Genomic DNA, 26,502 nt, shown 5'->3' with positions numbered 1-26,502 from the left:
CGATCGGTTGAGATCGGCGCGCTCGGGGAGCCTTCGTCGATCTGCATCCAGCACGATTCCTGAGGCCGTTGGACGCAGTTAGACGCATCGCGCGTGCGTGCCGGTGCAATCTCATTACACGGCATACGCGAGGTCATAGCGCCCTGCCATCGCCGGCAGCGCGATCGGCTTGATCTTGTGCGCCTGTCCGGCGCTGCCGAACGCCTCGAAGCGGGAACGGCACAGATCCCGCGCCGCGCCGAGTGCGTCCGCGAAGAAGCGTCGAACGTCGAACTCGGAAGGACGCTGTGCGATTGAACGCCGTATTGCACCCGTCATCGCGAGGCGGATATCCGTATCGATGTTGATCTTGCGTACACCATGGCGAATGCCCTCGCAGATCTCTTCCACGGGGACGCCATACGTTTCGCGGATTTCACCGCCGAACTCGCGGATGATCTCCAGCCACTCCTGAGGTACCGAACTCGATCCGTGCATGACCAGGTGGGTATTGGGCAGGCGGCGATGAATTTCCCGGATCCGGTCGATCGCAAGAATATCGCCCGACGGCTTGCGGGAGAATTTATAGGCGCCGTGCGACGTGCCAATCGCAATGGCCAACGCGTCGACTCCCGTACGCTGCACAAAATCGGCGGCCTGCTCGGGGTCGGTCAGCAGCATGTCATGGGTCAGCACACCTTCGGCGCCGGAACCGTCCTCCTCCCCCGCCATGCCCGATTCGAGCGAACCGAGACATCCGAGCTCGCCCTCGACCGACACGCCAACGGCATGCGCCATCTCCACCACCGTCCGCGTCACTTCAACGTTGTAGTCGTAGGACGCTACGGTTTTCATATCCGGCATGAGCGAGCCGTCCATCATCACGCTGCTGAATCCGCTGCGGATCGCTGCCTGGCACACTGCCGGCGACGCCCCATGGTCCTGATGCATCACGACCGGGATGTCGGGATAAGTCTCGATCGCCGCAACGACCAGATGCCGCAGAAACGCTTCGCCCGCGTATTTCCGCGCACCGGCGGAGGCCTGCATGATGACCGGACTATCGCAGTCGGCGGCCGCCTGCATGATCGCCTGAATCTGCTCGAGGTTATTGACGTTGAAGGCCGGCACGCCATACGCGTGCTCCGCCGCATGGTCCAGCAACTGCCGCAATGAAATCAGTGCCATGTCGTTTCCATCTCTAGTGTGCGGCTGACCGCGTCCACGATCGCGTCCACCGTAATGCCGAACTCTTCGTACAACGTCTCGGCCGGAGCCGACTCGCCAAAGTGCGACAAGCCGATCACGGCGCCGCTCAAGCCGACGTACTTGCGCCAGAAATCGCCGGCGGCCGCTTCAATCGCCACGCGCCGGAGCTTGGGCGGCAGAACCGCATGCTGGTACTCGAGCGACTGTCTGTCGAAGGTCGTGGTCGACGGCATCGATACGACCCGCGCGGCAATGTCCTGCCCGGCGAGCACCGATTGCGCCTTCAGGGCGAGTTCCACTTCCGAACCCGTCGCGATCAGAACGATGTCCGGCTTTCCGCCAGCCGCCTCCGACAACACATAACCGCCTTGCCGGATGTGCGCCTTCGTCTGCGCGCTGCGGGAAAGCGGCGGCAGATTCTGGCGCGAAAGCAGCAGTGCGGTCGGCGCGTCAATGGTCTCCAGTGCCGACGCCCATGCAAACGCTGTTTCGACCGCATCCGCCGGCCGCCATACGCTCATTCCCGGAATCTGGCGCAGCATGGCCGCGTGCTCGACCGGCTGATGGGTAGGCCCGTCCTCGCCGAGACCAATCGAATCGTGGGTGAAGACGTAGACACATTGCAGGTGCATCAGCGCCGCCATGCGCAGCGCGTTCTTCGCGTAGTCGGAAAACACCAGGAAAGTCCCGCCATACGGCAGAAATCCGCCGTGGAGCGCAACGCCGTTCATGATCGCGGTCATGCCGAATTCGCGAACGCCGTAGTGGATATAGTTTCCTGTTGCGTTCGTGCGATCGCGTATGACTGCACGGGAAGCCGGCACCATGGTGAGATTCGACGGCGCCAGGTCTGCCGAGCCGCCCAGCAGTTCAGGGAGTCGACCCACGAGCAGCTCCAGGCATTTCTGCGACGCCTTGCGGGTCGCCATCTTTTGCTCGAACCAGTCGCCGCCCTCCAGCAGGCGTTTGATCACGTCGGCGGAGCGCTCGAGGCGACTGCCGTGCATGCGCGATTCGAAGTAGCCGGCCTTGTCCGGGAAATGGGTACGATAGGCTTCGAACAGCGTGCGCCATGCGATGTTGCGTTCACGGCCCTCTGCTCGCGCATCCCATGCGGCGCGAATCGGTTTGGGAATCTCGAACGGCGCGTAAGGCCAGCCCAGATGCTCGCGAGTAGCCGCGATTTCGGCGTCGCCAAGCGGCGCGCCGTGCACGTCGTGCGTGCCCGCGCGATTGGGCGAGCCGTTGCCGATCACCGTCTTGCAGCAGATCAAGGTCGGCCGGTCGCGTTCCGCGCGTGCGGCCTCGATCGCCTGCTCGATCGAGAGCGGATCATGTCCGTCCACCCCTTCGACGACATGCCAGCCATAGGCACGGAAACGCATCGGAGTATCGTCGGTGAACCAGCCCTCGACGTGGCCGTCGATCGAAATGCCGTTGTCGTCGTAAAACGCGATCAGCTTGCCGAGACGCCATGTGCCGGCGAGCGAGCAGGCTTCATGGGACACCCCTTCCATGAGGCAACCGTCGCCGAGAAACACATAGGTATGGTGATCGACGATGTCGAAGCCCGGCTCGTTGAATTCGGCAGCCAGCAATCGTTCAGCCAGCGCCATGCCTACTGCGTTGGCAAGACCCTGCCCTAACGGGCCGGTGGTCGTTTCGACGCCAGGCGTCAGACCGCGTTCCGGGTGCCCGGGTGTGACCGACTGCCATTTCCGGAAGGCCTTCAGATCGTCGATCGACAGGCCGTAGCCGCTCAGATGCAGCACGGCATAAAGCAGCATCGAACCGTGACCGTTCGACAGCACAAAGCGATCCCGGTTAACCCAGTCCGGAACCGCAGGATCATGCTTCAGGTACTTGCGCCACAGTACTTCGGCGATATCCGCCATGCCCATCGGCATGCCGGGATGTCCGGAGTTCGCAGCCTGGACGGCGTCAATCGCCAGAAACCGCACCGCATTGGCAAGTTCTGTCCGGCTCGGATTAGCATGATCCATGAGTCACCACTATTTCGTATAACTAAATTAATATAGGGAAGCCCCGCGCGTTTTCACGACGAGGCGCCGGCATCCGGTCTTCAGGTACGGTTACGGTTTCAGGCTGCCGAAACCGCCGTTCGGTCCAGCAGATGCGTGATCGATTCGCCCATGCTGCGCAGGATCAGGAAGCAGGAACACGCACCGGCGTCCAGCACGCCGATCGAACGGTCGCCGAGCCGCGCGGCCCGTCCGATCCGGGCGCGCAACTCGCGGGTCGAATTCATGCCGGCTTCCGCTGCCGCCACCATCGCATCGATGCACTCCCGGAAGCTCTTGCCCTCTTCCAGCGCCACCCCATACGCCGCACGCGCAGGAGCCAGCGTGTCGATCAGCGTCTTGTCGCCGACCTTCGCATCGCCGATCTCCTGGACAGAAACAATGCCGGCAACGAGCGCCTCGTAGAACAGCGATTTGTCGAGTTCGGCGTGGTCCGCGAACGTGTCGCTCATGCTGAGGAAGAAGGTGCCGTAGAGCGGCCCCATCGAACCGCCGATGCCGTCCATGAGCGCCGAAGACAGATCGCCCAGGGCCACCGCGAGCGACGGTAGCGTTGCGCGCGACGCGAGGTGTTCTCCACACTGGGTGAAGCCCTTGCTCATGTTGATGCCGTGATCGCCGTCGCCGATCGCGCCGTCGACTTCGCTCAGATACTGGCGATTCGCGTTGATGGTACGAACCAGATCGACGACCACCCCGCCGGCGTCGGCCAATTTAACGATTTCAGTCATCGTGCGTCTCCCACATTGAGTCCGATGCTTTGACATGGATGGGCGAGGCAGGCGCTCAGTTCGTCGTCGAGTTTCGTCAACGTCAGCGTGACCCCCATCATTTCCAGCGACGTAAAAAGATTGCCGACAAACGAGAACTGGATCTCGATTCCCGCTTCGCGCAGATAATCGGCAACCTCGCCATACAGGATGTATTGCTCCATCAGCGGCGTCGCGCCGAGACCGGACAGCAGCACCGACACCTTGTCGCCTCTGGAAAAAGGTAGATCCGGCAACAGCTTGTCGAACATCAGCCGCGCCATGTCCCGCGCGGGAACGGTGGGCTGGACCAGGATACCGGGTTCGCCATGATGGCCGATGCCGACTTCCATTTCGCCGTCCTTGATGACGAAGTTGGCCTTGCCGACCGCCGGGATCGTACAGGCGGACAGGCCGACACCGATCGAGCGGGTCGAATCCACCGCCTTGCGCGCGGTGGCGATCACTTCATCGAGCGTGGCGCCCTGGGCGGCCCGGGCGCCGCCAACCTTCCACATCACGATTTCGCCGGCCACGCCGCGGCGCTTTTCGATTTCGTCTTGCGGCGCCGACGCGGCATCGTCGTTGGCGACGACCGTGCGCACACGAATGCCTTCGCGCTCGGCCAGCTTGATTGCCATCTTCACATTCATGTTGTCGCCGGCGTAATTGCCGTAGAGGCACGCGACGCCGGCGCCGCTATCGGCCGCCTTGAACGCTTCGAAGAACGATTTGGCAGTGGGCGACGAGAAGATTTCTCCGATCGCCACGGCATCCACCAGGTTACGCCCGACATAGCCGATGAACGCCGGTTCGTGCCCTGATCCCCCGCCGGTCACAATACCCACACGGTCCTTCTGGCGGGCATGCGCGTGCGCTACCACGCGAGGATTTTCCGGCGCGGCGCGCAACTCCGGGTGCGCCGCGAGGATGCCGCGCAGCATGTCCTCGACAACAAGATCAGGATTGTTAATGACGCGATTCATACCGTTCCTTTACATCTTGAGTATTGTTACTGGGCGGTGTAGCCGCCATCAATCACGATATTCTCGCCGTTGACCATGGCGGCCGCGTCGCTGACCAGATACAGGATCAACGCCGCGATTTCGTCGGGGCGAGCGAATCGCCCTGCAGGAATTCTGGCCTTCATCGCCTCGCCCACCGCACCGGCCCAGGCCTTCCTGCCGAGCTCGGTGTCCACCACCGTGGGCGAAACCGCGTTGACCGTAATGCCGTGCTTTGCCCATTCGAGCGCGAGTACCTTCGTCATGCCAACGATTGCCGCCTTGCTCGCGCAATACGCCACGTGGCGCTCCAGCGCCACGACGCTCGCCTGCGAAGCCAGATTCACGATCCTGCCGCCCGTGCCGCGGCTCAGCATCTGCTTGCCGACGGCCTGCGCAAGCAGAAACGGAGCCTTGAGGTTGATCGTCATCGTCCGGTCCCAGGCGTCCTCGGACAAGGCTTCCGCGTTCTCCAGCAGAGCGACGCCGGCATTGTTGACCAGGATGTCGACAGGGCCCAGTGCTTCTGTCACGCGCCGCACCAGAGCATCCGAGATCGCTGTGACGGTAATGTCCGCTGCGATACCCACATGCCGCCCGGGGCCACCCGGAAGCGTCGCGGCCACCGCCTCGACGGCCGGGTTGATATCGAGCAGTGCGACACGCGCACCCGCGGCAGCGAGGCATTCGGCAACAGCAAAGCCGATACCGCTAGCCGCACCGGTCACGACCGCAACGCGGTCCGTGATCTGAAAAGGGCTCGTTGAATTGACCGACATCGCTCCACTCCTTGATTAATTGCTCTTGGGAATCTTGTTGAGAATCTCCTGGGCGTTGGCCGGCGTGACCTGCGTCCAAGGCACCGCGTAGGACTTCGCGGTCCCGTCGTCCCACGGCATCTTCGCGCCGTACCCGGCCCAGATATCCGAGCGTGGCTTGTAAGACGGGCCCATCACCGTGCGCAACGCAACATCCAGCGCGCCTTGCGCCTGGGCCTGCGAGTCCTGGAAGAAGGTCGTCATTTCGCCGCGCTTGACGGCGGCAATTCCATCGACAATTCCGTCGATGCCGGCGACCGGCACCTTCTTCGGATCGAGGCCTTTCGATTTCAGGGCCTGGATGGCGCCGAGCGCCATGTCGTCGTTCTCCGCAATGATGCCGGCAATCTGCCCGGGGTGCGCGGTCAGCCAGTTCTCGACCAGCGCCAGCGACTCGGCACGCGACCAGTTCGCCGTCTTGTGCTCAAGCACCTTCACATCCGGATTTTTTGCCAGCACGTCCTGAATGCCCTTCGAACGGTCGATCTGGGCGGACTGGCCGATCGGCCCCTCGATGATCACCACATTACCCTTGCCGCCAATCTCCTTGACGATCGCATCCGCTTCCATCTGTCCCGCCACCACGTCGTTGCTGCCAACATACGACGTCAGCTTGTCGCCGGACACCTGGGTATTCGATCCAATGACCGGAATGTGAGCGGCAGCGGCCTTCGCAACGGCAGCCGCACCGGCCGCCTTGTCGATCGGCACGAAAATGATCGCGTCGTATTTCTGCGTGATCATCGTGTCGAACTGGTTGCTCTGGGTCAGCGCGTCGTAATTGCCGTCGAATACCGTGATCTCCACCGTACCGTCCTTGACAGAGGGATCCGCCTTCAGCGCATTGGTCCACATCTGCATGAACTCACCCTTGAGACCGTACACCGCCGCGCCGATACGAATGGGTTTAGCCTGCGCCGCGCTACAGAACAGGCCCATCACCGCGCAGGCCAGAGCCGCCTTCTTCCACGAATTCATTGAAGTCTCCTGAATTTTTTCAGTGTGTTGCTTTTGGGTTGACGTTATTGCTTCTTGCGCGAAGCATCGAGGAGGACGGCACCGACGATAATGACGCCCTTTACAACTTGCTGGTAATAAGAGGACACGCCCAGCAGATTCAGTCCGTTATTGATGACGCCGATGAGCAGCGCGCCGACCACCGTGCCGCCGAGCGAGCCGGTGCCGCCCGACAGGCTCGTGCCGCCGATCACCACCGCCGCGATCGCATCGAGCTCGTAGGACACGCCGGCCTGCGGCAAAGCCGAGGTTGTACGGGCGGCCAGGATGATGCCGGCAAGGCCCGCCAGCAGCCCGCCGATGACGTACACGGAGAAGATGATCTTGCTGGTGGAAATCCCGCTGGTCTTGGCGCTTTTTGCGTTGCCGCCGACCGCATAGACATAGCGGCCATAGGTCGTATAGCGCAGCACGAACCAGAACAGCAAAGCGACCGCGGCGAACACGATAATCGGCACGGGCACCCCCGCCATCGCCCCGGTTCCGATGTTCAGATATCCATCGGGCAGATCGGTGACGGGCATGCCGTCGTTGTAGATATAGGTGAGCCCGCGCGCCGCGCTCAACATGCCGAGCGTCGCGACGAACGGCGGAATCGACAGCCTTGCCACGAGCAGGCCGTTGATCGCGCCTGCCGCAGCGCCCACGAGCAGCCCCGCAAACAGGCCCAGCGCCGGGTTCAGCGGATGCGCACCGGTCACGAGGCTCGCGCTGACGATGCCGGCAAGCGCAAGCGTCGAACCCACCGACAGGTCGATGCCGGCCGTGAGTACCACGTAGGTCATGCCGATCGCGAGGATGCCGTTGATCGAGGTCTGCCTCAGGATGTCCGCGATATTGCCCAGCGTCAGGAAATACTGGTTTGCAAAGGACAGCACGATGCACAGAACAATTAGTACTGCGACGATGCCGTAGCGGCGGTAGATATCGCGCATGTGGGCGGAACGGCTTTGACTCGCCGGGACTTTCAGGGAGGGGGTATGAGTATTCATGATGCGAGGTGCAGGAGATCTTCCTGAGTGGTGGTATGGCCGTCGATCACGGTGACCAACTGTCCAGACTTGAAAATGGCGATGCGGTCGCTGACATCCAGAATTTCCTGTGCCTCGGATGACACCACCATGGCGGCGCCGCCTTTCGATACGAAGTCGTCGAGCAGCTTGTAGACCTCGCGCTTGGCGCCCTCGTCGATGCCCCGGGTCGGTTCGTCGCACAAGAGGCAGGTGGGTTCGGTCGAAAGGCAGCGTGCGAGCACGACCTTCTGCTGGTTTCCCCCGCTCATCGAGGAAACCGGCAACGAGACGGAACTCGTTTTGATCCGCATGCGCTCGACCATCCTGTCGACGAGGTTCTTCACCTTGCGATGGTTGATCAGCGACAGGCGCGACAGCCGGTTGTAGGCAGAGAACGAAATGTTGTCACGCACGGACGCCGACAGCACAAGCCCGGTCTCCTTGCGGTCCTCGGTCACGAGCGACAGCCCTGCTTCGATGGCCTTGCGCGGGCGGCCAACCGGCAAGGCGCGGCCCTTGAGCCTGACCTGACCGCGATCGGGACGGGTCAGCCCATACATGCAATTGAGGTATTCGCTGCGGCCCGCGCCCATCAGCCCGTAGATGCCGAGGATTTCTCCCTGGTGAACCGTGAGCGAGATGTCGTTGAATTCCGCCTCACGGGAAAGACCCGTCGACTCCAGCACCGGCTCGCCCACCGGCCGGCGAATCTTCTCGGCGGAATGCAGCGTGCGGCCGACGATCGTGCTCACCAGATAGGAGCGGTCGATGTCGGCGATACGGCCGCTGTCGACATACCGTCCGTCGCGAAAGACCGTGTAGTCGTCCGCGATCTGGAATATTTCCGAGAGCCGGTGGCTGACGTAGATGATGCCGGTGCCCTGCGCGGTCAGGTTGCGGATCGCGTTGAACAGCACCTCGGTTTCGCGTTCGCCGATCGCGGAAGTCGGCTCGTCCATGATCATCACGTCGCAGTCGCGGCTGAAGGCCTTGGCGATCTCGACCAACTGGATCTGCGCGAGGCTCAGCGACGACATCCGGGCGCGGGCGTCGACCGGGAAGGCGAGCCGGTCCAGGAGTTCCTGGGCCTGCCTCGCGAGCGCCCCAAACTTGACCAGCACACCGGCGCGGCGAGGTTCGCGGCCGAGATACAGGTTTTCGGCGACGCTCATGCCGGGAATCGGCGAAAGCTCCTGGGTAATGATCGCGATGCGATGCTCGAGCGCTTCGGACGGCGTCTGAAAATTGACGCTTTGTCCCTTGAGCAGGATCTCTCCGGCATCGCGCTGGGTGATACCCATGACGATGCCAAGGAAGGTCGACTTCCCAGCTCCGTTCCCGCCGCATAGCGCATGGACACTCCCGCGCCGCAGCTTCAACCGGCCGTCCTCCAGCGCCCTGACACCATTGAATGCCTTCTGCACACCGCTGGCATCCACAAGAAGGTCGTCCACTTTGTCTCCTAACATTTGCTCGTCGTTGAACATTTGAGCAGTTGAGTGACATCGTAGGTTCGCTCCAATCACCTGTCAATTATTCGAACCACGTGGTTTACCCCTAATGTCGCCTTGCCCTTGGATCTGCTGCATCGCAATGAATACAGCCAACGGCGACCTGAGCCCCTAACATAAAACACTCAGCTACGGCCTTGACATTCATCTGCGCACGATTGAGAATTTGATCATAGGTGGACATTTGTTCATCTATACATTGGGCAATCCCGGACAACAGGAGTTAAATATGAAGCTGGCAATCGGGTGCGATGAAGCCGCATTTGACCTGAAGGAACTGATCAAGCAACATTTGGCCGACAAGGGGCTGGACGTCACCGATTTCGGAACCTTCGAGGCGGAACCGGTCCACTATCCGAACATCGCGTTCGCCGTGGCGGAGAAGGTTGCGCAAGGCGAATTTGATCGTGCTGTCCTGATGTGCGGAACAGGCATCGGTATGGCGATCGCCGCCAACAAGGTACGCGGCATTCGCGCGGCGCAATGTCACGACACGTATTCGGCGGAACGGGCGAGCAAGAGCAACGACGCGCAAATCATTACAATTGGCGCGCGCGTGGTCGGACCCGAACTCGCGAAAGCAATCGTCGATACATGGCTCGGTGCGAGCTTCGATGGCGGACGCTCCGTGCCGAAGGTGAACCGCATCAAGGAATACGAGGATGATCACCAGCTACCCCACAACAACAAGACTGTGTGAACTGGCTGGCCAGGTCATCAGTCGATAGCCCACCGGCTCTGCGGTAAGCCAGGTAATATCCAGCCGAATGGGAATGAGACAAATCATATGACCACCGATGAACTGACTCGTCTGGCGACGCTCTACTACGTCGACGGACTGACACAGGAAGATCTGTCGAAGCAGTTCTCGCTTTCTCGAGCCAAAATAGGCCGTCTTCTGAAGCGTGCGCAGGAAGAAGGCATCGTTGAAATTCGCGTCAGGCACCATCCACGCGATACGCGCGACCTCGAACGTGAGCTGATCGACCGGTTCGGCATCGAAAAAGCGATCGTGTCCGTCAATCACAAAGACCAGGACAAGCAGCGCGAGCTACTTGCCGGATTGGTCGCCAGCCATCTGGATCGCATTCTCACGAATGACATGATTGTTGCCGTGGGGATCGGCCGCAATATCAACGCCATCTCGGAGCATGCGATCTCGTCGACGCAACGCTCCCCGACCTTCGTCTGCGCCATCGGCGGCTTCTACCGCGGCGGCGAGGTGATGAATGCCGACCACATCAGCCGCCGGCTGGCTGCCCGCTTTGGCGGCGGCAGCGAAACGCTTTATGCGCCGGCCCTCGTGGGCGACCCCGACGTGCGCGAGGCGCTGCTTCACAACGACGCGGTCAAACCCACGCTCGACAAGGCGCGCAGAGCACACATCGCGCTGGTTGGCGTCGGCGACATCAATGAAGACAGCATCATGGTCCGCAACGGCTGGTTTTCGCCGGACGAAATCGCCGAGCTGCGCAAGTGCGGCGCCGTCGGAGACCTGATGGGCTACCACTTCATCGATATTGCCGGCCGTCCCGTTGTCACTCCGGTTCGCGACCGGGTCATCGGCCTTGGCATGGACGACCTGAAACGCATTCCGAACGTGATCGCGGTCGCCAGCGAAAACACCAAGACAACCGCTGTCCTGGGCGCGTTGCGCGCGGGCGTCATCACCACGCTCGCAACGACGGAAGCCATCGCTCAGTCGATCGTCAGCCTGGAAGACGCCACCCGCAATCCGCATTCTCCGCAGCAGCCGGAAGTGCTGACCCGGTAAAAGGCAACCGTCTGCGTCGATCGCAGCGCCCGCCGCACCGCGCTAGGCGCGCAGGTCCACCACGACTTTGCCGAAATGCCGCCCTCCGGCGAGATACTCGTAGGCGGCCGGCGCCTCATCGAACGGGAAGACCTTGTCGACAGCAGGCGCGATTGTGTTGACGTCGACGAAACGCACAAGCTGTTCGAGCATCGCACGGCTACCAGCCGTAATGCCGGTGAGGCGTTTGGCTCCGCCGATGAGCGCGCCGGGCTCGATCGAGACCCCTCCGCCGCCGCTGACCCGGCCGATCACGACAATCGCCCCGCCGGGTCCCGCGGCCTTCAGTGAGCGCGCCAACGTGCCCTCGCCGCCAACCTCGACCACGACATCGACCCCGGCGCCCTCCGTGAGCCGCAAGACCTCGTCCTGCCACTCCGGGCTGGTCCGGTAGTTGATGGTCGCATTCGCACCCAGCGCGCAGGCACGTTCAAGCTTTTCGTCCTGCGACGATGTCACGATCGTGAAGACACCCGCCGCTCTCGCAAGCTGCAACCCCCACAGCGAGACACCGCCGGTTCCCAGCAGCAGCACGCTGCCGCCGGGTTTGACCGCGCCTGCGACGAACAACGCATTCCATGCCGTCACACCAGCGCAAGGCAACGTTGCAGCGGCAATGGCATCGAGACTGCGCGGTGCCAGCACGAAGGCGTCCTCGCTTGCCACCAGTTCTTCGGCGAGCGTGCCGTCGAACTGCGCGCCGAAGGACACGGCCGTCTTGCTGGGCGACAGTGCGCCGTCAATCCATCGCGGGTAATAACTTGTGATTACGCGATCGCCCACCTTGAAACGGGTGACCGCCTCCCCGACGGCGATGACCTCCCCGCATCCATCGACGAGCGGAACGATCGGATGACTCGGCGGGTTATAAAACGCGCCCTTCGCGAAACTGAGGTCACGATGATTGAGCGCGGCAGCGTCCACGCGCACTGCGATTTCGTGAGCCGCGGGATCCCGGCTCGGGCGTTCGACACGTTCGAGTCCGGCAACGCCGGCACCGGACTGGATCTGATAAGCGTTCATTAGCTATCCTGATAGACTGCTCGGCGCAGTGCGATTGGAAAATTGCCGGTCATCCCTGCTACGGCTGTGTTCGTCAACGCAACGACGGAAATGCCGGCAGCAGGGTCCACCCAGAAGTTCGTGCCGTACACGCCGGACCAGTTCCAGGCGCCGGCGTTCACCGGCGACTTCGCCGCCGCCGGATCCCTGAGTACGGCCACGCCGAGTCCCCAGCCGAAACCCGGGCCGGCGGCGCCGACCGGCAGGTCGCCGATCGCATTGGACGTCATCGCCACGACGGTTTGCGGGCGGATGATGCCCGCACCGCCGGTGCGGATCGCTTCAGCGAAGCGGAGGTAGTCTTCCGCCGTGCCGACCATGCCGACTCCGCCCGATGGAAAGGCCGTCGCATCGAATGCGCGGGCGGGCGAATACACAATGGCGCTTTGCCCGAATCGAAGCGAAAAGGGATCGGTCATCCGGGTTGGCTGAGGCGACGCATCGCCATACGGCGTCGCCAGCACGGTGTCGGCTGTCGCAACGAAGCGAACGCTGGACATGCCCAACGGGCCCGTCACGATTCGCTGGACCGCATCGGGCAAGGTCATGCCGCTCACGCGTTCGATCACGGCCCCAAGCACATCGATGGCGACGGAATAGTGCCAACCGGTGCCCGGCTCGAAAAGCAGCGGTGCCGAAGCGATTCGCCGCAGGTTCTCGTCAAGCGACAGGCCGGAATGATCGAGTCCGTCAGACACACCCAGCCGGTGATAGGGACCGTCCTCGGCCTCCAGAAATCCATAAGTCAGGCCCGCCGTGTGCGTCAGCAGATGGCGCACGGTGATGACGGGCTCGCGGCCATCGGGCAGCTTCGGCCGGAACTCGGGAAGCCACCGCGTAACGGGGTCCTCGAGACCAAGCCGGCCATCGTCGATGAGCGCCAGCGCCGTCACGCAGACGATCGGTTTGGTCATCGACGCCAGACGGCAGACTTCGTTTTCCGTCATAGGCCGGCGAGTCTCACGGTCGGCAAAGCCGGCCGCGCGCCGGTAGACGATCTCGCCGTCTTTTGCGGCAATCACGGTCGCGCCGACGATGTATCCGCTGTTCACCGCGTCGAGCATGACGGCGTCCAGCGCCTTCGCCCGATTCCAGCGGGGCTCCATAGCCGGCGCGGACGGCGTCGCAGCGGAAGCCGGACGCGTCAGCGCCGCGGCCAGCCCGCCGATCGTGGCGGTGACGCAGAAGTCACGACGGGACACCGTTCGAACCGCAGCGGCCCGACGGGAAGTGGATGCTTTCATTGCTGTTCTTGCCGCTTGCGCGGCTTCTATCACGATACACAGCAATGTACAGTTTCACCTGTGAGGCGATAATATATGCAGCCGTCGATTCAGTTTTTAACCAGAGTGAGAAATCATAATGCTTGATCGCATCACGGGAATGCAGGTCTTCTCGCGTGCAGCAACGGCTGGAAGCCTCTCCGCGGCCGCCCGGCAGCTCGGCCTGTCGCCCGCGATGGCGACCAAGCACCTGGATGCCGTGGAGCAACGGCTGGGTGTGCGCCTGTTTCACCGCAGCACGCGCAAGCTCACCCTCACCGAAGCAGGCCAGCAATATCTGGAGACCTGCGTCCGGGTCCTTCCCGATCTGGAGGAGGCCGAAGCGATGATCGCGTCGCAGCGTGTCGAGGCGAGCGGACTGCTGCGGCTGAATTCGCCGCTTTCGTTTGGCGTCCGATACATCGCACCGCTGATTCCTGCCTTCAATAGCAAGCATCCCGGAGTCACGATCGATCTCGGATTGAACGATCGCGTCGTCGACCTGATGGAAGAGGGTTGGGATCTGACGATCCGGGTTGGGCGTCTGAAGGACAACCGTCTGGTGTCCCGCAGGCTCGCAGAAAGCGCGATGATTGTCTGCGCGGCGCCGGGCTACTGGGAACGGCACGGACGCCCCACGCTCTGGTCCGAACTCGGCGGTCACAATTGCCTGAGCGTCTCTTTTTCCAACATCTCGCGGCCCGACGAATGGCGCTTCGGCAAGGACGGGGACAAGCGCGTGGCCGTCAAGGGAACGCTGCGAACCAACAACGGCGACGCACTCGTCGCTGCGGCCGTTGCCGGTCTCGGCGTTCTTTACGAGCCCGAGTTCATCGTTGCCGATGCCATCCGGCAAGGCGCACTGGAGCAGATTGCGCTCGATATACGCACGGCAGAGCTCGGCGGCATACACCTGGTTCGCGCGCCGGATCGGGCGCCCCCGGCAAAGGTGCGGGTCATGACCGATTTCCTTCTCGCGGCATTCAACCCACATCCGCCGTGGGTCATTCGTTAAGGCATCGGCGACCGCACGCCTCGATCGCCCCGAGGGCAAACGGTCCGACTTCTCACTGCAAGAAAAAACACAATCTCCGGCCAGTCAGATTGTTCCCGTCCGCAGAACCTCTACCATTGAACTCCGTCGGCCAGCATCCAGTCCGCGCAGCGGACTGTGTCTGCCTCAACCCGCGCGAGTGCATCCCATGACCGCTCCCTCCCTTTCCCGTCGTTCATTCGTCGCGGGCGGCCTGGCCATGCTGGCCGATCTGCCAGCCTTTGGTCAGTCGTTCGCTCCCCCGGGTGCGGCTTCGCCGTCCTCGCTTCCGAACCTCGGCGGCGAGGGGCCGTGGGATTACTGGGCATCAGGTCAGGGAGCGGGCGTCGTCCGGATTGCGGCTGCGGCGATCCTTTCCGCGAGTCCTTACGATACCCAGCCCTGGTTGTTCCGGCTGGGCGAAACGCGCATCGAGGTACTGGCCGACAAGGATCGTGCGCTCGGTGAACTCGATCCGTTCCGCCGGGAACTCTACATGGGCCTCGGATGCGCCATTGAGAACGCATGTGTGGCCGCGCCGGCTCAAGGGGTCAACCCTGTCGTCCATCTGTTGCCCGAGTCGTCGGCTGGAAACGACGAACTCGCTGCGGCGATCGAACTGGAGCCGGCCCGGCAAGCGAGGCATCCGTATCAGGATGCGATTGCCCGCAGACACACCAACCGCCTTCCCTACGACACGGGTCGCAAGGTCGATCAGGCCACGCTCGACGCGCTTGCCGGACTGGTGTCCTCGTCGGATACGAAGGTCATTTTCCTGGAGCCGGTCTCAACGGGCGGCACGGTCTTTACGGATCTGATGATGCAGGCAACCCAACGCATCATCGACACGCCGGGTTTGCGCGACGGCCGCTGGACAGGCATGCGCTCGACAGCAGCAAATCCGTCCGCCCTGGACGCCAAAGCCCTGCAACAGGCCGACGCGAACTGGCTGAAGGCAACCCGCACGGTGGCGTGCGCAACGGCATCCGCATTCGGGCTGATCATGGTCCGCGGAACCAGACAGGATCACCGTCTGCACATCGAGGCCGGACGGCTTTGGCAGCGCATCCATCTCGACGGCACCAACCGCAGCGTGGCGATGCAGCCAATGAACCATTTCATCGAAGTGATCGACTACGAGACCCGCACACAAGGCACCTCGCCGGTATCCTCAGCCATGCGGGCCGCGCTGCCGCAAGACTGGAACGGATGGGAGCCTATCTTCGGCTTCCGCCTCGGCTACGCCGATGCCACGGCTCCGCGCAGCCCCCGCCGGCCGCTGGCGTCGATTGTGGTTGCCTGACGGACTCGCTAGCGGTTGGCTATTGCCATTGCTCCCGCTCAACTTGCAAAGGCAGAGGCGTCGAGAGCGGGTCGAGTCGTTCGTGTTACTCATCGTGCACCACAGGCATCCCTGAGCGCCTGCCACTGCCGATTGAAACTGTTTTTCCTTGCGAGCGGCTTATCGGCCGCCGAGCGAAACGGTAGTCTCGGTCGGCTCTCAATGTAGAAACAGGATCTTCCGTGGCACGACAGCAGGCAACACACTGGATCGACGGGCAATGGGCCGCGACGGGCGCCCACCGCGACAGTATCAACCCGGCCAGCGGCCAGGCCTTCGCATCGTATTTCGATGGCGGTCTCGAAGAAGCGCAGCGGGCCGTCGCCGCGGCCCGACGCAGCTTTCGCGAAACCGACTGGAGCGTCGACCCCATGCGCCGCGCGGCGGCCCTGAGCCATCTGGCCGATGCCTACGAACAGCGCGCGCAGGACATCATCGACTGCCTGTCCGAGGAAAACGGCAAGCCCAAGGCCGAGGCCGGCTTCGAAGCGATGCAGATCGTGCGCGCGCTGCGGTTTGCTTCCGGCTTGGCCTTGCACACATTCGGCCGCGTCTCGGAACCGCGGCCGGGCACGCACTCGATGGTCTTGCGCCAGGCAGTCGGCGTGGCAGGCCTGATCGTCCCGTGGAATTCGCCGGCCTACCTGCTGGTTCGCGCGCTCGCACCCGCGCTAGCCGCCGGCTGCACAGCCGTTATCAAACTGCCCGCGCAGGCCGCACAAACGGCGCAACTTTCCGCCGAGATCCTTGCCAGTGTGGCGGAACTGCCGCAAGGGGCGGTGAACCTCTTCGTCGAAAGCGGCTCGGACGGTGCGCGACATCTGGTCGATTCCCCCGAGGTGCCGGTGATCAACTTCACCGGCAGCACCGGGACTGGCCGCGCAATCGCGATGGCGGGCGCCGCAAAATTCAAGCGCGTCGGTCTCGAGTTGGGCGGCAAGACGCCACACCTGGTTTTCGACGATGCGGATCTCGAGGCCGCCCTGCCGACCATCGTGGCCTCGTTGACCGTCTTCGCCGGGCAGTTCTGCGTGACGGGCGGCCGAATCCTGGTTCAACGAAGCATCGCCGCGACCTTCAAGGAACGTCTGGCACAACGGCTCGCGGCCGTGCAGCCTGGTCCGGCTTCCGACCCGTCGAGCCAGATGGGACCGCTGATCGACCGGCAAGCTGTGCAGCGTGTCGACGAGATGGTGAACGCCGCGATCGTGGATGGCGCCAAAGTCGTCGTTCGTGGCGGTCCGGTTGTCGACGGTCCGCTTGCTGCCGGCGCCTTCTATCGTCCGACGCTGCTCGAAGTGCCGGCGTCGGGCATGGCGATTTCTCGCGATGAAGTATTCGGTCCGGTTCAGACGCTGCAGGTATTCGACACCGAGGAGGAAGCGGTCGCCATGGCCAACGACAGCGAATATGGCCTGAGCGCCTGCATCTGGACGCGCGATGCCGACCGGCCGATCCGCGTCGCCCGCCAGCTCGAAGCCGGCCACATCTGCATCAACGAATGGGCCGGCATGCAGGTCGAATTCGAGGAAGGCGGCTTCAAGAACAGCGGTCAGGGCCGGCTTGGCGGTCTCGCGGGTATTGACGACTTCCTGGAGTACAAGCAGATTCTGCAGGTCTTCCGCCGGGGATAAAAAGGCTTCCGATGTCCGTTCCGGGCGCGTATTGACGCGTCGGCGCTTCGCGTGATCGGCACACGTGCGCTGATGGATATCGGCACGCTCGAACGGCCCTAAAAGCGGAGGTGCAAGTCACTCGAGTTGCGGCTGTTGCTGCCGACATCCTGGCTCGCTACGAGGCTAAGCACCTTCGTCACGGTTCAAGCGAATTTGCGATGTTCTCTTCGCAATCCGCCCAGTACCGCAGCGGATCGCGATGCTGTGGATAGCGTGCGTCAAGCCACGCCGACAGTCTGGTCCAATCCGGATGATTAGTACCAGACTGCGCTGACCATGTCGACGACCGCTCAAGGATCTGGCCGCTCTCTCGATCACGGACAAGCAAACTGCCGAGACCATTCGAACTGTTCGCCTGGGACTCCACCAGATACCGCGGCAGAATCCTGAGTTCAGCATCCTCGGCCCACCCGTATAAGGCGCGGACCACGCCGCTCGGATCTCGCAGCTCGATGGGTCCGCTTTCGGGGCGAACGGCTGCCCAGCCCTCGGGAAATTCGGTGACGACCTCGTTCTTGCCTTCCCTCACCCACTTCACCCGCCACGCGCGTTGCATCGCGTCGCGCAGACGAGACATCGATTCATAGCCGCGCGGCAGCTCGATCGCCATAGGCAATGTAACCAGGTTGTCTTTCCAGAGTTTCGATTCTTCGTCGATGCGTTCGACCTTTTCGAACACACCCTCTTCGAACGGATTCGCCGCCCGGTTCGTCGATCCAACGCTCGCTTGAGGCAGGCCTTCGAAAAGGCGCTCGGCATCCTGGCGAGTGCGTTTAGGTTTTCCATTTTTCATCGGTTTTTACGCTTCTAGTTTCATCGTGCGCCAAGCGTCTGTTACTGGCTTGCGCGGGGGTAATGGGGCAGCTCATGCCAGAACCGATCAGAACAGCGGGAATGGCCTGATCTCGTAAGCGGACATGAGCTTTAGACGGACGTCCACCGCGACTCGCTTCGTGCCCACTCCGTGATATTCAATCTCGTAACTTCCGTTCGGAAGACTCGCGCCAAGAGAGAGCCGCATGCCTGGCTGGAAATGCTGGTGCGCCTCAATTTCCGAGTTTGCGAGTTCTATAAAGCGTTCTGGAAGAATCAATTCTTTCGCCATGGCTTGCCCCGTCTACGTTTCCTGTAAGGGATCGTAGCATGGCGAACTATCGAATGATGCGGCCGAGCAAAGGACACAAAGGATCTGTGTATCCCATGTGAAATTGACACGCGTCTGACCATCGTTGACACTCGGCGCCGACCGCTCGGGTTACCATCGCCGAAAATTGCAATTGGTGTCCAGATGAAGTACCCCTACGATTTCATTCTTGCGGCGGCCTTCTTCTTGGGCGCACTATTCTGCATTGTTACGCTAGCCGCTGGATAGCGCTGCGCGAGCCGCCATTTCTTCCGCCGGACACCGGTCGCCGACAATGCGGGCATGCTGGACGTGTGTGCGGAGCGTCTGTTGCAGCATCAATGAAAAGCCCCGCTCGGGGCGGGGCTGCGTAGTTTGATAGTTTGGGTGCTCAACCGGCAGGAGACGGTATCCCCTTCTCGACCACCAAAGAAGGGCCTGGAACAATATCCTGATCGTCGAAGATTGCACGCACCTGAAATTTGGTTCTATCGGCAAATTCAACGTTCTCAAAGATAAACGGCACCATGACGGCGAGAAACTCCTCTGGCTTGCCTTCCCAACTACTTGCCGGCGGATCGATGTGAGCTTCGCTGAAAAGCGCGCCGTCGCGATATACACCCAAGCGGACCCTCTTATAGGGCATTGTTTTAGGACTAAACGGTTGAAGAACAATGCACAGACGCAGCACTCGCGATGGAAAATCCGGCACGATCATGTTTTGCTGGTAAATGCCGATCAGCGACATCTTATTGTGCAACTCAAGACGCACATCGTCGCAATACGTGACAGCTAGATGGCGCACCATGTCGGTAGGTTTAGGCGTGCTCTGCATCATCATCGCTCACCGAATCCAAAATTTCATCCCCAGATACGCCCAGTGCTTCGCGTAGCTTCCTGATTGTCTTGGCGCCAGCGTTTGCGATCGCGCCAGCTTCCAATCGCGCTATCTGTGGCTGCAAAATTCCGGTCTTTTCTGCAAGCTGCGTCTGCGACAGCCCCGCAGCAAGGCGCATTGCGGCAAGCGATCGCCGACCGCCTTTGGCCTCAACGATCTTCTCAGCTAACCTTCCGCGTGCTCGTTGGAGCGCTGCTAATTTCCGCGGATCCGCCTCGTATTTCGCTGTCAGATCAGCGAGTGGGCGCCCATCGCCTCGATGCGCTGGCAACCGAGGTGACGGCACGAAAACAAATTGGAGAATCGACGCCCCGGAGCTTGGGCTACTTGGCTCGATAAAACCCAAGGGCGTCGTAGTCTCCAACGCATCTTCGGACTTTCTCATGAGCTGTGTCATATGAATGTTCTCGCGGCAGAATCGCCAGGATGTGGGTGCAGTCGGTGCGGCCATCGTAGGCGTGAAGCACTCGGTATGGGATGAGTGCCCCGTCAAAATCCCACATTTTCAGTCGATAGATTGTGTAGCCGTCGTTCCAAAGTTCAATGAACCGCTCGTTGTCGAACGCGGGGTCTTCTCGGCGCGCCACTCGATCGCGGCACAGCAGTTCGATCAACTGCTCGTTGCCATATATTTCGTCAAGTAACACGTTGATGGTCGCAGCCGCTTCCTCATCAACCTCATAGAGTTCATCAAGGTCTGCCTCAGCAGAAGGTTGGACGATCAGTCTCGGCATTATAACGCAGATGTTATAAAATGGTCGACGGGCGACTGTAAAAAATTCAAGGGTTCGTTCGGAGCCCGTACGGTGCATCCGGCCATCGCCAGCAGAAAATGAAGCCTTCGCTTGCCGCTCTCTCAACAGGGATTCGAAGATTGGTCGAACCTCCTTCCAGGGATCGAAACGCCGCGTGCGGGGGGCACCCTCAGGCGGCTACCGCAGACCCTTGAATGGGGTGTGCCCCATCCAGTGTCATTCCGCTCGGGTCACGGCGAACACGTTGCGGATCAGGTTGATCTCACGATTGACCGATGACGAACTCGCTGCCAGCGCTTCCGTTCCTTCCGCTTTTGTGTAGCCGGAAAGGCACCTAAGGTTAACCAAGATTGCCCAATTCAAGCGCAAGGCTTTGAATCAGCTGAATTGTTGGCATATCCTGGGAAACGTTGGGAGAACTTCTGGTGCCGGGGACCGGACTTGAACCGGCAAGCTGTTAAGCGGCGGATTTTCGTCACACCACGTCTTTCGACGCCGACGATACCGGGCGGCATCCTCGTTCGTGCGCTGGACTATGCCTTCGCCATCGCGGCTGCTGCGCTGCAAAATCGCCAGCCCACGCCACCTTAGGCGCCCCCCGTCTAGTCTCTACACCTTCCGCACCCTCGCATGCTTGCGACGGCCGGCTTGGCTCGGCGTTGCCTCGATTCCGCTCGTGGCGCAAAACCAGGGGTTTCACCGAATTTGAGGGGTTCTGCACCGGCCGTTTCCGGTCGGGCACTCAATAGTTTAAGTCCGCTATGTTTACCAATTTCATCACCCCGGCAGGGCGGACGCGATTCTACCATTGCGTCGCGGCGGCACCAAACCCGCCCGCGCCGAGTCATCGCGCAGTCACAAAGCATCCCGATAATTCACTCGACGAAAACGTTTACAACCCGAGTGAAAACGACAGCGATGACACCCACCATCAAGGATGTCGCGGCACACGCAGGCTTCTCGATTGCCACGGTTTCGCGCGCGATCAACGCGCCCCACACCGTGAACCCCGTCACCCTCGAAAAGGTGCGCCAGTCGATCGACGCCCTCAACTTTCGCCCGAGCCCGCTCGGCCGCCAGCTACGCGGCGAGCGCACCCGCCTGATCGGTGTGATTCTGCCCACCATCGCCAATCCGGTGTTCGCGGAGTGCCTGCAAGGCATCGACGAACTGGCCGCCGCGCACGGCTACCGTCTGATGCTGATGACCACCCAGTACGACGCCGAGCGCGAACGCCACGCCATCGAGACGCTGCGCGAACAGCGCGTCGAAGGCCTGATCCTCACGGTCGCCGACGCCGACACTCACCCGCTGCTCGACGACCTCGACCGCGCCGGCCTCCTCTACGTGCTGATGCACAACGACACGGTGCGCCGCCCGTCGGTCTCGGTCGACAACCGCCTCGCCGCCCACGACGGCGTGCGCATGCTGATCGCCCACGGCCATCGCCGCATCCTGATGCTGGCGGGTACGCTCGCCGCCTCCGACCGTGCGCGCCTGCGCCATCTCGGCTACGCCCAGGCCATGCAGCAGGCGGGGCTCACGCCCGCCCCGGCGCTTGAAATCGATTTCAATGCCGATGAGCTCGCCCCCTCCGTGCTCGCGCATCTGACCAACGGCCCGAACCGCCCCACCGCGCTCTTCTGCAGCAACGATCTGCTGGCGATGGTGGTGATGCGCGGCCTGCGTCGCGCGCGTCTGCAGATCCCCACGGACATGTCGATCCTCGGCTTCGACGGTCTCGCCATGGGCGAGTTGCTGCAGCCGCCGCTCGCCAGCATCTGCGCGCCGAATCGCGAGATCGGCTGCGCGGCGTGGAAGCGGCTGATGGCGCGCATCGACGGCACCTATACGGATGCCTCGCTCGCGCTCACGCTGCCGCACGCGCTGCGCGAAGGCGCGACGATCGCCGCGATCTCGAACACCAGCGAAGCGCCGCGCATCCGCTCGATGCAGCCGCTCGTGTAAGCACGGACGTCGCCAGCATGCCGCGTCCAGGATAACCGCGCGGCGGGCCGCCTCGCGCGTCCCGCCGCATCACGCCCGTATTACGCATCGCCTCTCGCACCTTTCCTTCCAAGGAGACCCGCTGTGACTCGCCGTTCCACCTGCTTTGGTCCGCTCTTGCGTACCTTGACCGCCACGTTCAAACGCACGGGCGCCAACCTGCTGTCGGCTTCCGCGCTCGCCGCCACCGCCTTCGCCACCGTGGCGGCCGTAACCGCCGTGACGGGCCTCGGTGCCCCGAACGCCGCCTACGCCGACGAAACCGCGATCTGCTACAACTGCCCGCCCGAATGGGCCGACTGGGCGAGCCAGATCAAGGCGATCCAGGCGAAGACCGGCATCCACGTACCGTTCGACAACAAGAACTCCGGCCAGGCGATTGCGCAGATGATGGCCGAGCAGAAAAGCCCGGTGGCGGACGTCGTGTATCTGGGCGTGTCGTCGGCCTTCCAGGCGAAAGACAAGGGCGTGATCCAGCCGTACAAGCCGGCTCACTGGGACGACATCCCCGCCAACCTGAAGGACCCGCAAGGCTACTGGTTCGCGATCCATTCGGGCACGCTGGGCTTTTTCGTCAACAAGGATGCGCTCGAAGGCAAGCCGGTGCCGCGTTCGTGGGCCGACCTGCTCAAGCCTGAGTACAAAGGCATGATCGGCTACCTCGATCCGTCGAGCGCGTTCGTCGGTTATGCGGGCGCCGTGGCGGTCAACCAGGCGCTCGGCGGCAGCTTCGACAACTTCCAGCCGGGTCTCGACTGGTTCCGCAAGCTCAAGGCCAACGCGCCGATCGTGCCGAAGCAGACCGCCTACGCTCGCGTGCTCTCCGGTGAGATTCCCATCCTGCTCGACTACGACTTCGACGCCTACCGCGCCAAGTACAAGGATCAGGCCAACGTCGAATTCGTGATTCCGCAGGAAGGCACGATCTCGGTGCCGTACGTGATGAGCCTCGTCAAGGGTGCGCCGCATGAAGCGAACGGCAAGAAGGTGCTCGACTTCGTGCTGTCGGACGAAGGCCAGAAGCTGTGGGCCAACGCGTATCTGCGTCCGGTGCGCGCCAACGCCATGAGCCCGGAAGCCGCCGCCCGATTCCTGCCGGCGAGCGACTACGCCCGTGCCAAGGCCGTCGATTTCGGCAAGATGGCCGAGAAGCAGCAAAGCTTCGGCGAACAGTATCTTCAGGTGATGCATTGAACGACGTCACGTTCCCGCTGCGCTGGCGCATCGCCTTGATCGCGCCGGCGCTCGCGGTTTTCATCGCCTTCTGGCTGCTGCCGATGGTCGCGCTCGCGCAGTTGAGCGGCAACGGCCACGCGTTCGACACCTACCGCGCGATGCTCACCAACGCGCGCTACATGACGAGCCTCGGCGCAACCGTCCTGCTGTCCGCGGCCGTCACGGCGACCACGCTGGTGCTCTCGGTGATCTCGGGCCTGCTGCTCGCGCGGCGCGAGTTTCCCGGCAAGCGCACCTTGCTCGCACTGCTAACCTTTCCGCTGGCGTTTCCCGGTGTGGTGGTCGGCTTCATGGTCATCATGCTGGCCGGGCGCCAGGGCTTGATCGGCGCGTTGTCGCTGAAACTGACCGGCGACCGCTGGGTCTTCGCCTATTCGATGAGCGGGCTCTTTCTCGGCTATCTGTACTTCTCGATTCCGCGCGTGATCGTCACGGTGATGGCGTCGGCGACCAAGCTCGACGCGTCGCAGGAAGAAGCGGCCCGTTCGCTCGGCGCCTCGCCGTGGCAGATCATGCGCGACATCGTGCTGCCCGCGCTCTCGCCGGGCCTGATTGCGGCGGGCGCGGTGTGCTTCGCCACCGCGATGGGTGCGTTCGGCACCGCCTTCACGCTCGCCACCGATATCGACGTGCTGCCCATGACCATCTACACCGAGTTCACGCTCAACGCGAACATGGTGACGGCCGCGGGTCTGTCCATCGTGCTCGGCCTCGTGACCTGGCTCGTACTGGCGTTGGCGCGCAGCGTCACCGGCTCGGCGGTCGCAGCGAGTGCCTGAATCCCCGACGCGCGCTATCCGATCAAAGACCTGCGAATGAAGATCCATTCATGAACTCCGTGACCCACACCGCCCAGCCGCCGGCCCCGCCGCCCTCCGCACCCGCTGCCCAGCGCCGCGCCCTGCCCCGCCTGTCGTCGCGCACGCTGCTCGCCGCCGGTCAGTGGCTCGTCACGCTGCTGCTGTGCGCGTTTCTGATCGTGCCGGTCGTGATGTCGATCATGGCCGGCCTCACCGTCAACTACTTCAAGGGCGTCTCGAGCGGGCTCACGCTGCGCTGGCTCATCGAAGTGTGGACGCAGTATCACGCCTCGGTGTTCCTCTCGCTCGAAGTGGCGGCGGCCACGCTTGCCATCACGCTCCTGACCGGCGTGCCGGCCGGCTACGTGCTCGCGCGCAGCAAGACGCGCCTGTCGCGCCTCATCGAAGAATTGCTGGTGCTGCCCATCGCGCTGCCCGGTCTCGCCTCCGCGCTCGCGCTGCTGGTGGTCTACGGCGGCATCACCATGTTCCGCATGAGCGTCTGGTTCATCGTGGTCGGCCACGTGGTGTTCACGCTGCCCTTCATGGTGCGCGCGGTCGCCGCCGTGTGTGCGAGCGCCGATCTGCGCACGCTCGAAGAAGGCGCGGCCAGCCTCGGCGCGAGCTTCCTGCAGCGCTTCGTCACCATCGTGCTGCCGAACGTGCGGCCCGGCATCGTGGCGGGCGCGCTGGCGGTGCTGACGCTGTCCATCGGCGAATTCAACCTCACGTGGATGCTGCACACGCCCGATACCAAGACCTTGCCGGTGGGCCTCGCCGATACCTATGCCTCGCTGCGCATCGAGATCGGCAGCGCGTACACGATTCTGTTTTTCATCATGACAATGCCGTTGCTGGTGGCGATGCAATGGCTCGGCGTCGATGCCACCGGCCGGCGCAACGCGTCGGCCAAACGCCTCGCATCACGCCGCCTGTCGCGTACGACACGTCCATCCGATGCATCGCATCCGGCAGCCCCGTCCGATTCAACCCGCTCCAACGACACGCCATGAAACTCGCTCCCGTTCCCATCACGCTCACGCAATGCGCCAAGACGTTTCGCGGCACGCGCGTGCTCGAGCCGCTGGACCTGCAGATCGGCGCCGGCGAAACGCTGGTGCTGCTCGGACCGTCCGGCTGCGGCAAGACCACCACGCTGCGCATGATCGCCGGCCTCGAAACGCCCGATGCGGGCGGCCGGATTGCCTTCGGCGATGAAGACGTCACCGCGCTGCCGATCGAGCGGCGTCAGGTGGGCATGGTGTTCCAGAGCTATGCGCTGTTTCCGAACCTGACGGTGCGCGGCAACATCGGCTATGGGTTGAAAATCAAACGCGTGGCGGCGGAGATTGCACGCCAACGCGTCGACGAACTGCTCGCGATGATGCGCCTCACCGCCCACGCCGACAAACCGATCGACCAGCTCTCCGGCGGCCAGCGTCAGCGGGTCGCATTGGCGCGGGCGCTGGCGATGCAGCCGCGCGTGCTGCTGCTCGACGAGCCGCTCACCGCGCTCGACGCCCGCCTGCGCGACGCCTTGCGCAGCGAAATGAACACACTGCTGCGCGAGCTCGGCATCACCACCGTCTACGTCACGCACGACCAGGCCGAAGCGATGGAACTCGGCGACCGCATCGTCGTGATGAGCGCCGGGCGCATCGAGCAGATCGGCACGCCGCGCGACATCTACTACCGTCCGGCGAACCGGGCGGTCGCGCAGTTCGTCGGCACGATCAATCGTCTCGCCGGCGAGCGGCGCGACGGCGTGCTGGCCACCACCGGCGGCGCCGTCCCGCTGCCTTCGCGAACAGTAGGATCGACCGGCGCGGCAAACGCAACCGTTGCGGAGCACAACGAACTGTTTTTCCGGCCCGAAGACGCCTACCTCGCCGATCCGGCCAACGCCCAGTTGCGCGGCACGATCGAAGCCGCAGCGTTTCTCGGCGAGCGCACGCGGCTGACCATCGGCGGCGCGGCGCCCGACGCGCTGATCGTCGACGTCGCCGGCCGGGTCGAACTCGCGCGCGGCACGCCGGTGGGCATTTCGATCGCCCCGGAAGCGTTGATTGCGCTATCGTGAGCGTGTCGAGCCCGCCGCCCTTCTCTGTCAATTCCTGCGAATTCCCTCGAATTCCCGCGCATCCATAAGGACA

26 protein-coding genes are annotated in these 26,502 nt (G+C 62.8%); 10 read left to right on the top strand and 16 right to left on the bottom strand.

Annotated elements, in window-relative coordinates; genetic code table 11:
- Window positions 1-114: 114 nt before the first annotated feature.
- The 8 genes from fba to P3T42_RS06205 all read right to left on the bottom strand — a co-directional run bounded on the left by fba (window position 115) and on the right by P3T42_RS06205 (window position 9,318).
- A complete protein-coding gene (gene fba, locus P3T42_RS06240; RefSeq protein WP_074300007.1) occupies window positions 115-1,167 on the bottom strand; it encodes a class II fructose-bisphosphate aldolase in 1,053 nt (350 codons plus the stop codon).
- Window positions 1,158-3,191, bottom strand: coding sequence for a transketolase (tkt, locus tag P3T42_RS06235; RefSeq protein ID WP_429305462.1), 2,034 nt, complete (start codon window positions 3,189-3,191; stop codon window positions 1,158-1,160). Before tkt ends, fba begins: the two co-directional genes overlap by 10 nt.
- Window positions 3,192-3,289: 98 nt before the next feature.
- On the bottom strand, window positions 3,290-3,961 hold the full coding sequence (gene dhaL, locus P3T42_RS06230) for a dihydroxyacetone kinase subunit DhaL (RefSeq protein WP_074300009.1): 672 nt from the start codon (window positions 3,959-3,961) through the stop codon (window positions 3,290-3,292).
- Window positions 3,958-4,965 carry a dihydroxyacetone kinase subunit DhaK gene (locus P3T42_RS06225; protein WP_429305461.1) on the bottom strand — a complete coding sequence of 336 codons (1,008 nt, stop codon included), beginning with the start codon at window positions 4,963-4,965 and terminating at the stop codon, window positions 3,958-3,960. The genes dhaL and P3T42_RS06225 overlap by 4 nt, the downstream gene beginning before the upstream one ends.
- A 26-nt stretch (window positions 4,966-4,991) precedes the next feature.
- On the bottom strand, window positions 4,992-5,762 hold the full coding sequence (locus P3T42_RS06220) for a GolD/DthD family dehydrogenase (RefSeq protein ID WP_429305460.1): 771 nt from the start codon (window positions 5,760-5,762) through the stop codon (window positions 4,992-4,994).
- A gap of 15 nt (window positions 5,763-5,777) precedes the next feature.
- Window positions 5,778-6,779 (bottom strand): substrate-binding domain-containing protein, encoded by a 1,002-nt coding sequence (locus P3T42_RS06215; protein ID WP_074300012.1) that lies wholly within the window; start codon window positions 6,777-6,779, stop codon window positions 5,778-5,780.
- 44 nt (window positions 6,780-6,823) lie between these two features.
- Window positions 6,824-7,810 (bottom strand): ABC transporter permease, encoded by a 987-nt coding sequence (locus P3T42_RS06210; RefSeq protein ID WP_074300013.1) that lies wholly within the window; start codon window positions 7,808-7,810, stop codon window positions 6,824-6,826.
- Window positions 7,807-9,318, bottom strand: coding sequence for a sugar ABC transporter ATP-binding protein (locus tag P3T42_RS06205; protein WP_429305459.1), 1,512 nt, complete (start codon window positions 9,316-9,318; stop codon window positions 7,807-7,809). Before P3T42_RS06205 ends, P3T42_RS06210 begins: the two co-directional genes overlap by 4 nt.
- A gap of 253 nt (window positions 9,319-9,571) precedes the next feature.
- On the opposite strand from P3T42_RS06205, the gene rpiB reads away from it, so the two are divergent.
- Window positions 9,572-10,042, top strand: a complete 471-nt coding sequence (gene rpiB, locus P3T42_RS06200) for a ribose 5-phosphate isomerase B (protein WP_429305623.1) — start codon at window positions 9,572-9,574, stop codon at window positions 10,040-10,042.
- Window positions 10,043-10,129: 87 nt separating this feature from the next.
- The gene (locus P3T42_RS06195) at window positions 10,130-11,116 is read left to right on the top strand and encodes a sugar-binding transcriptional regulator (protein WP_074300015.1); all 987 of its coding nucleotides are present in this window, start codon (window positions 10,130-10,132) and stop codon (window positions 11,114-11,116) included.
- A gap of 42 nt (window positions 11,117-11,158) precedes the next feature.
- Here the strand turns inward: P3T42_RS06195 and P3T42_RS06190 are convergent, their stop codons facing one another.
- Together P3T42_RS06190 and P3T42_RS06185 are read right to left on the bottom strand one after the other, a co-directional pair.
- Complete coding sequence (locus P3T42_RS06190; protein WP_429305458.1) at window positions 11,159-12,178, bottom strand: zinc-dependent alcohol dehydrogenase family protein; 1,020 nt, start codon at window positions 12,176-12,178, stop codon at window positions 11,159-11,161.
- Window positions 12,178-13,323 carry a serine hydrolase domain-containing protein gene (locus P3T42_RS06185; RefSeq protein ID WP_429305622.1) on the bottom strand — a complete coding sequence of 382 codons (1,146 nt, stop codon included), beginning with the start codon at window positions 13,321-13,323 and terminating at the stop codon, window positions 12,178-12,180. The genes P3T42_RS06190 and P3T42_RS06185 overlap by 1 nt, the downstream gene beginning before the upstream one ends.
- 256 nt (window positions 13,324-13,579) lie before the next feature.
- Between P3T42_RS06185 and P3T42_RS06180 the strand changes: the two genes are divergently transcribed.
- The 3 genes from P3T42_RS06180 to P3T42_RS06170 all read left to right on the top strand — a co-directional run bounded on the left by P3T42_RS06180 (window position 13,580) and on the right by P3T42_RS06170 (window position 17,488).
- Window positions 13,580-14,494: a LysR substrate-binding domain-containing protein gene (locus tag P3T42_RS06180; protein WP_429305457.1), complete on the top strand. Its 915-nt coding sequence runs from the start codon at window positions 13,580-13,582 to the stop codon at window positions 14,492-14,494.
- A 178-nt stretch (window positions 14,495-14,672) separates the two neighbouring features.
- Complete coding sequence (locus tag P3T42_RS06175) at window positions 14,673-15,815, top strand: hypothetical protein (RefSeq protein WP_429305456.1); 1,143 nt, start codon at window positions 14,673-14,675, stop codon at window positions 15,813-15,815.
- Window positions 15,816-16,036: 221 nt separating this feature from the next.
- Entirely contained in the window at window positions 16,037-17,488 is a 1,452-nt protein-coding gene (locus tag P3T42_RS06170; protein WP_429305455.1) for an aldehyde dehydrogenase family protein, read from the top strand.
- Between the two features lie 178 nt (window positions 17,489-17,666).
- On the opposite strand, the gene P3T42_RS06165 is transcribed toward P3T42_RS06170, so the two are convergent.
- The 6 genes from P3T42_RS06165 to P3T42_RS06140 form a co-directional block, all read right to left on the bottom strand.
- Window positions 17,667-18,323, bottom strand: coding sequence for a hypothetical protein (locus tag P3T42_RS06165; protein WP_429305454.1), 657 nt, complete (start codon window positions 18,321-18,323; stop codon window positions 17,667-17,669).
- 87 nt (window positions 18,324-18,410) lie between these two features.
- Window positions 18,411-18,635, bottom strand: a complete 225-nt coding sequence (locus P3T42_RS06160) for a hypothetical protein (RefSeq protein ID WP_074300021.1) — start codon at window positions 18,633-18,635, stop codon at window positions 18,411-18,413.
- Between the two features lie 409 nt (window positions 18,636-19,044).
- Window positions 19,045-19,494 carry a hypothetical protein gene (locus tag P3T42_RS06155; RefSeq protein WP_143788444.1) on the bottom strand — a complete coding sequence of 150 codons (450 nt, stop codon included), beginning with the start codon at window positions 19,492-19,494 and terminating at the stop codon, window positions 19,045-19,047.
- Window positions 19,472-19,936 (bottom strand): helix-turn-helix domain-containing protein, encoded by a 465-nt coding sequence (locus P3T42_RS06150; RefSeq protein ID WP_429305453.1) that lies wholly within the window; start codon window positions 19,934-19,936, stop codon window positions 19,472-19,474. The genes P3T42_RS06155 and P3T42_RS06150 overlap by 23 nt, the downstream gene beginning before the upstream one ends.
- Window positions 19,875-20,285: a hypothetical protein gene (locus P3T42_RS06145; RefSeq protein ID WP_074300024.1), complete on the bottom strand. Its 411-nt coding sequence runs from the start codon at window positions 20,283-20,285 to the stop codon at window positions 19,875-19,877. The genes P3T42_RS06150 and P3T42_RS06145 overlap by 62 nt, the downstream gene beginning before the upstream one ends.
- A gap of 237 nt (window positions 20,286-20,522) precedes the next feature.
- Entirely contained in the window at window positions 20,523-20,654 is a 132-nt protein-coding gene (locus tag P3T42_RS06140; protein ID WP_429305621.1) for an ECF-type sigma factor, read from the bottom strand.
- Between the two features lie 570 nt (window positions 20,655-21,224).
- Here P3T42_RS06140 and P3T42_RS06135 point away from each other — a divergent pair.
- From P3T42_RS06135 to P3T42_RS06115, 5 genes are all read left to right on the top strand, one after another.
- Window positions 21,225-22,274 (top strand): LacI family DNA-binding transcriptional regulator, encoded by a 1,050-nt coding sequence (locus P3T42_RS06135; RefSeq protein WP_074300025.1) that lies wholly within the window; start codon window positions 21,225-21,227, stop codon window positions 22,272-22,274.
- Between the two features lie 165 nt (window positions 22,275-22,439).
- The gene (locus tag P3T42_RS06130) at window positions 22,440-23,507 is read left to right on the top strand and encodes an ABC transporter substrate-binding protein (RefSeq protein ID WP_429305620.1); all 1,068 of its coding nucleotides are present in this window, start codon (window positions 22,440-22,442) and stop codon (window positions 23,505-23,507) included.
- The gene (locus tag P3T42_RS06125) at window positions 23,504-24,328 is read left to right on the top strand and encodes an ABC transporter permease (protein WP_429305452.1); all 825 of its coding nucleotides are present in this window, start codon (window positions 23,504-23,506) and stop codon (window positions 24,326-24,328) included. The genes P3T42_RS06130 and P3T42_RS06125 overlap by 4 nt, the downstream gene beginning before the upstream one ends.
- A gap of 50 nt (window positions 24,329-24,378) precedes the next feature.
- Window positions 24,379-25,362 (top strand): ABC transporter permease, encoded by a 984-nt coding sequence (locus tag P3T42_RS06120; protein WP_429305451.1) that lies wholly within the window; start codon window positions 24,379-24,381, stop codon window positions 25,360-25,362.
- Complete coding sequence (locus P3T42_RS06115; protein ID WP_429305450.1) at window positions 25,359-26,429, top strand: ABC transporter ATP-binding protein; 1,071 nt, start codon at window positions 25,359-25,361, stop codon at window positions 26,427-26,429. Before P3T42_RS06120 ends, P3T42_RS06115 begins: the two co-directional genes overlap by 4 nt.
- Window positions 26,430-26,502: the final 73 nt, after the last annotated feature.

It is taken from the genome of Paraburkholderia sp. GAS38, from assembly GCF_050434965.1.
Lineage (GTDB): Bacteria > Pseudomonadota > Gammaproteobacteria > Burkholderiales > Burkholderiaceae > Paraburkholderia > Paraburkholderia phenazinium_A.
The sequence above is the reverse complement of the archived record's forward strand: the minus strand, read 5'-3'. Positions and strand labels throughout refer to the sequence as shown.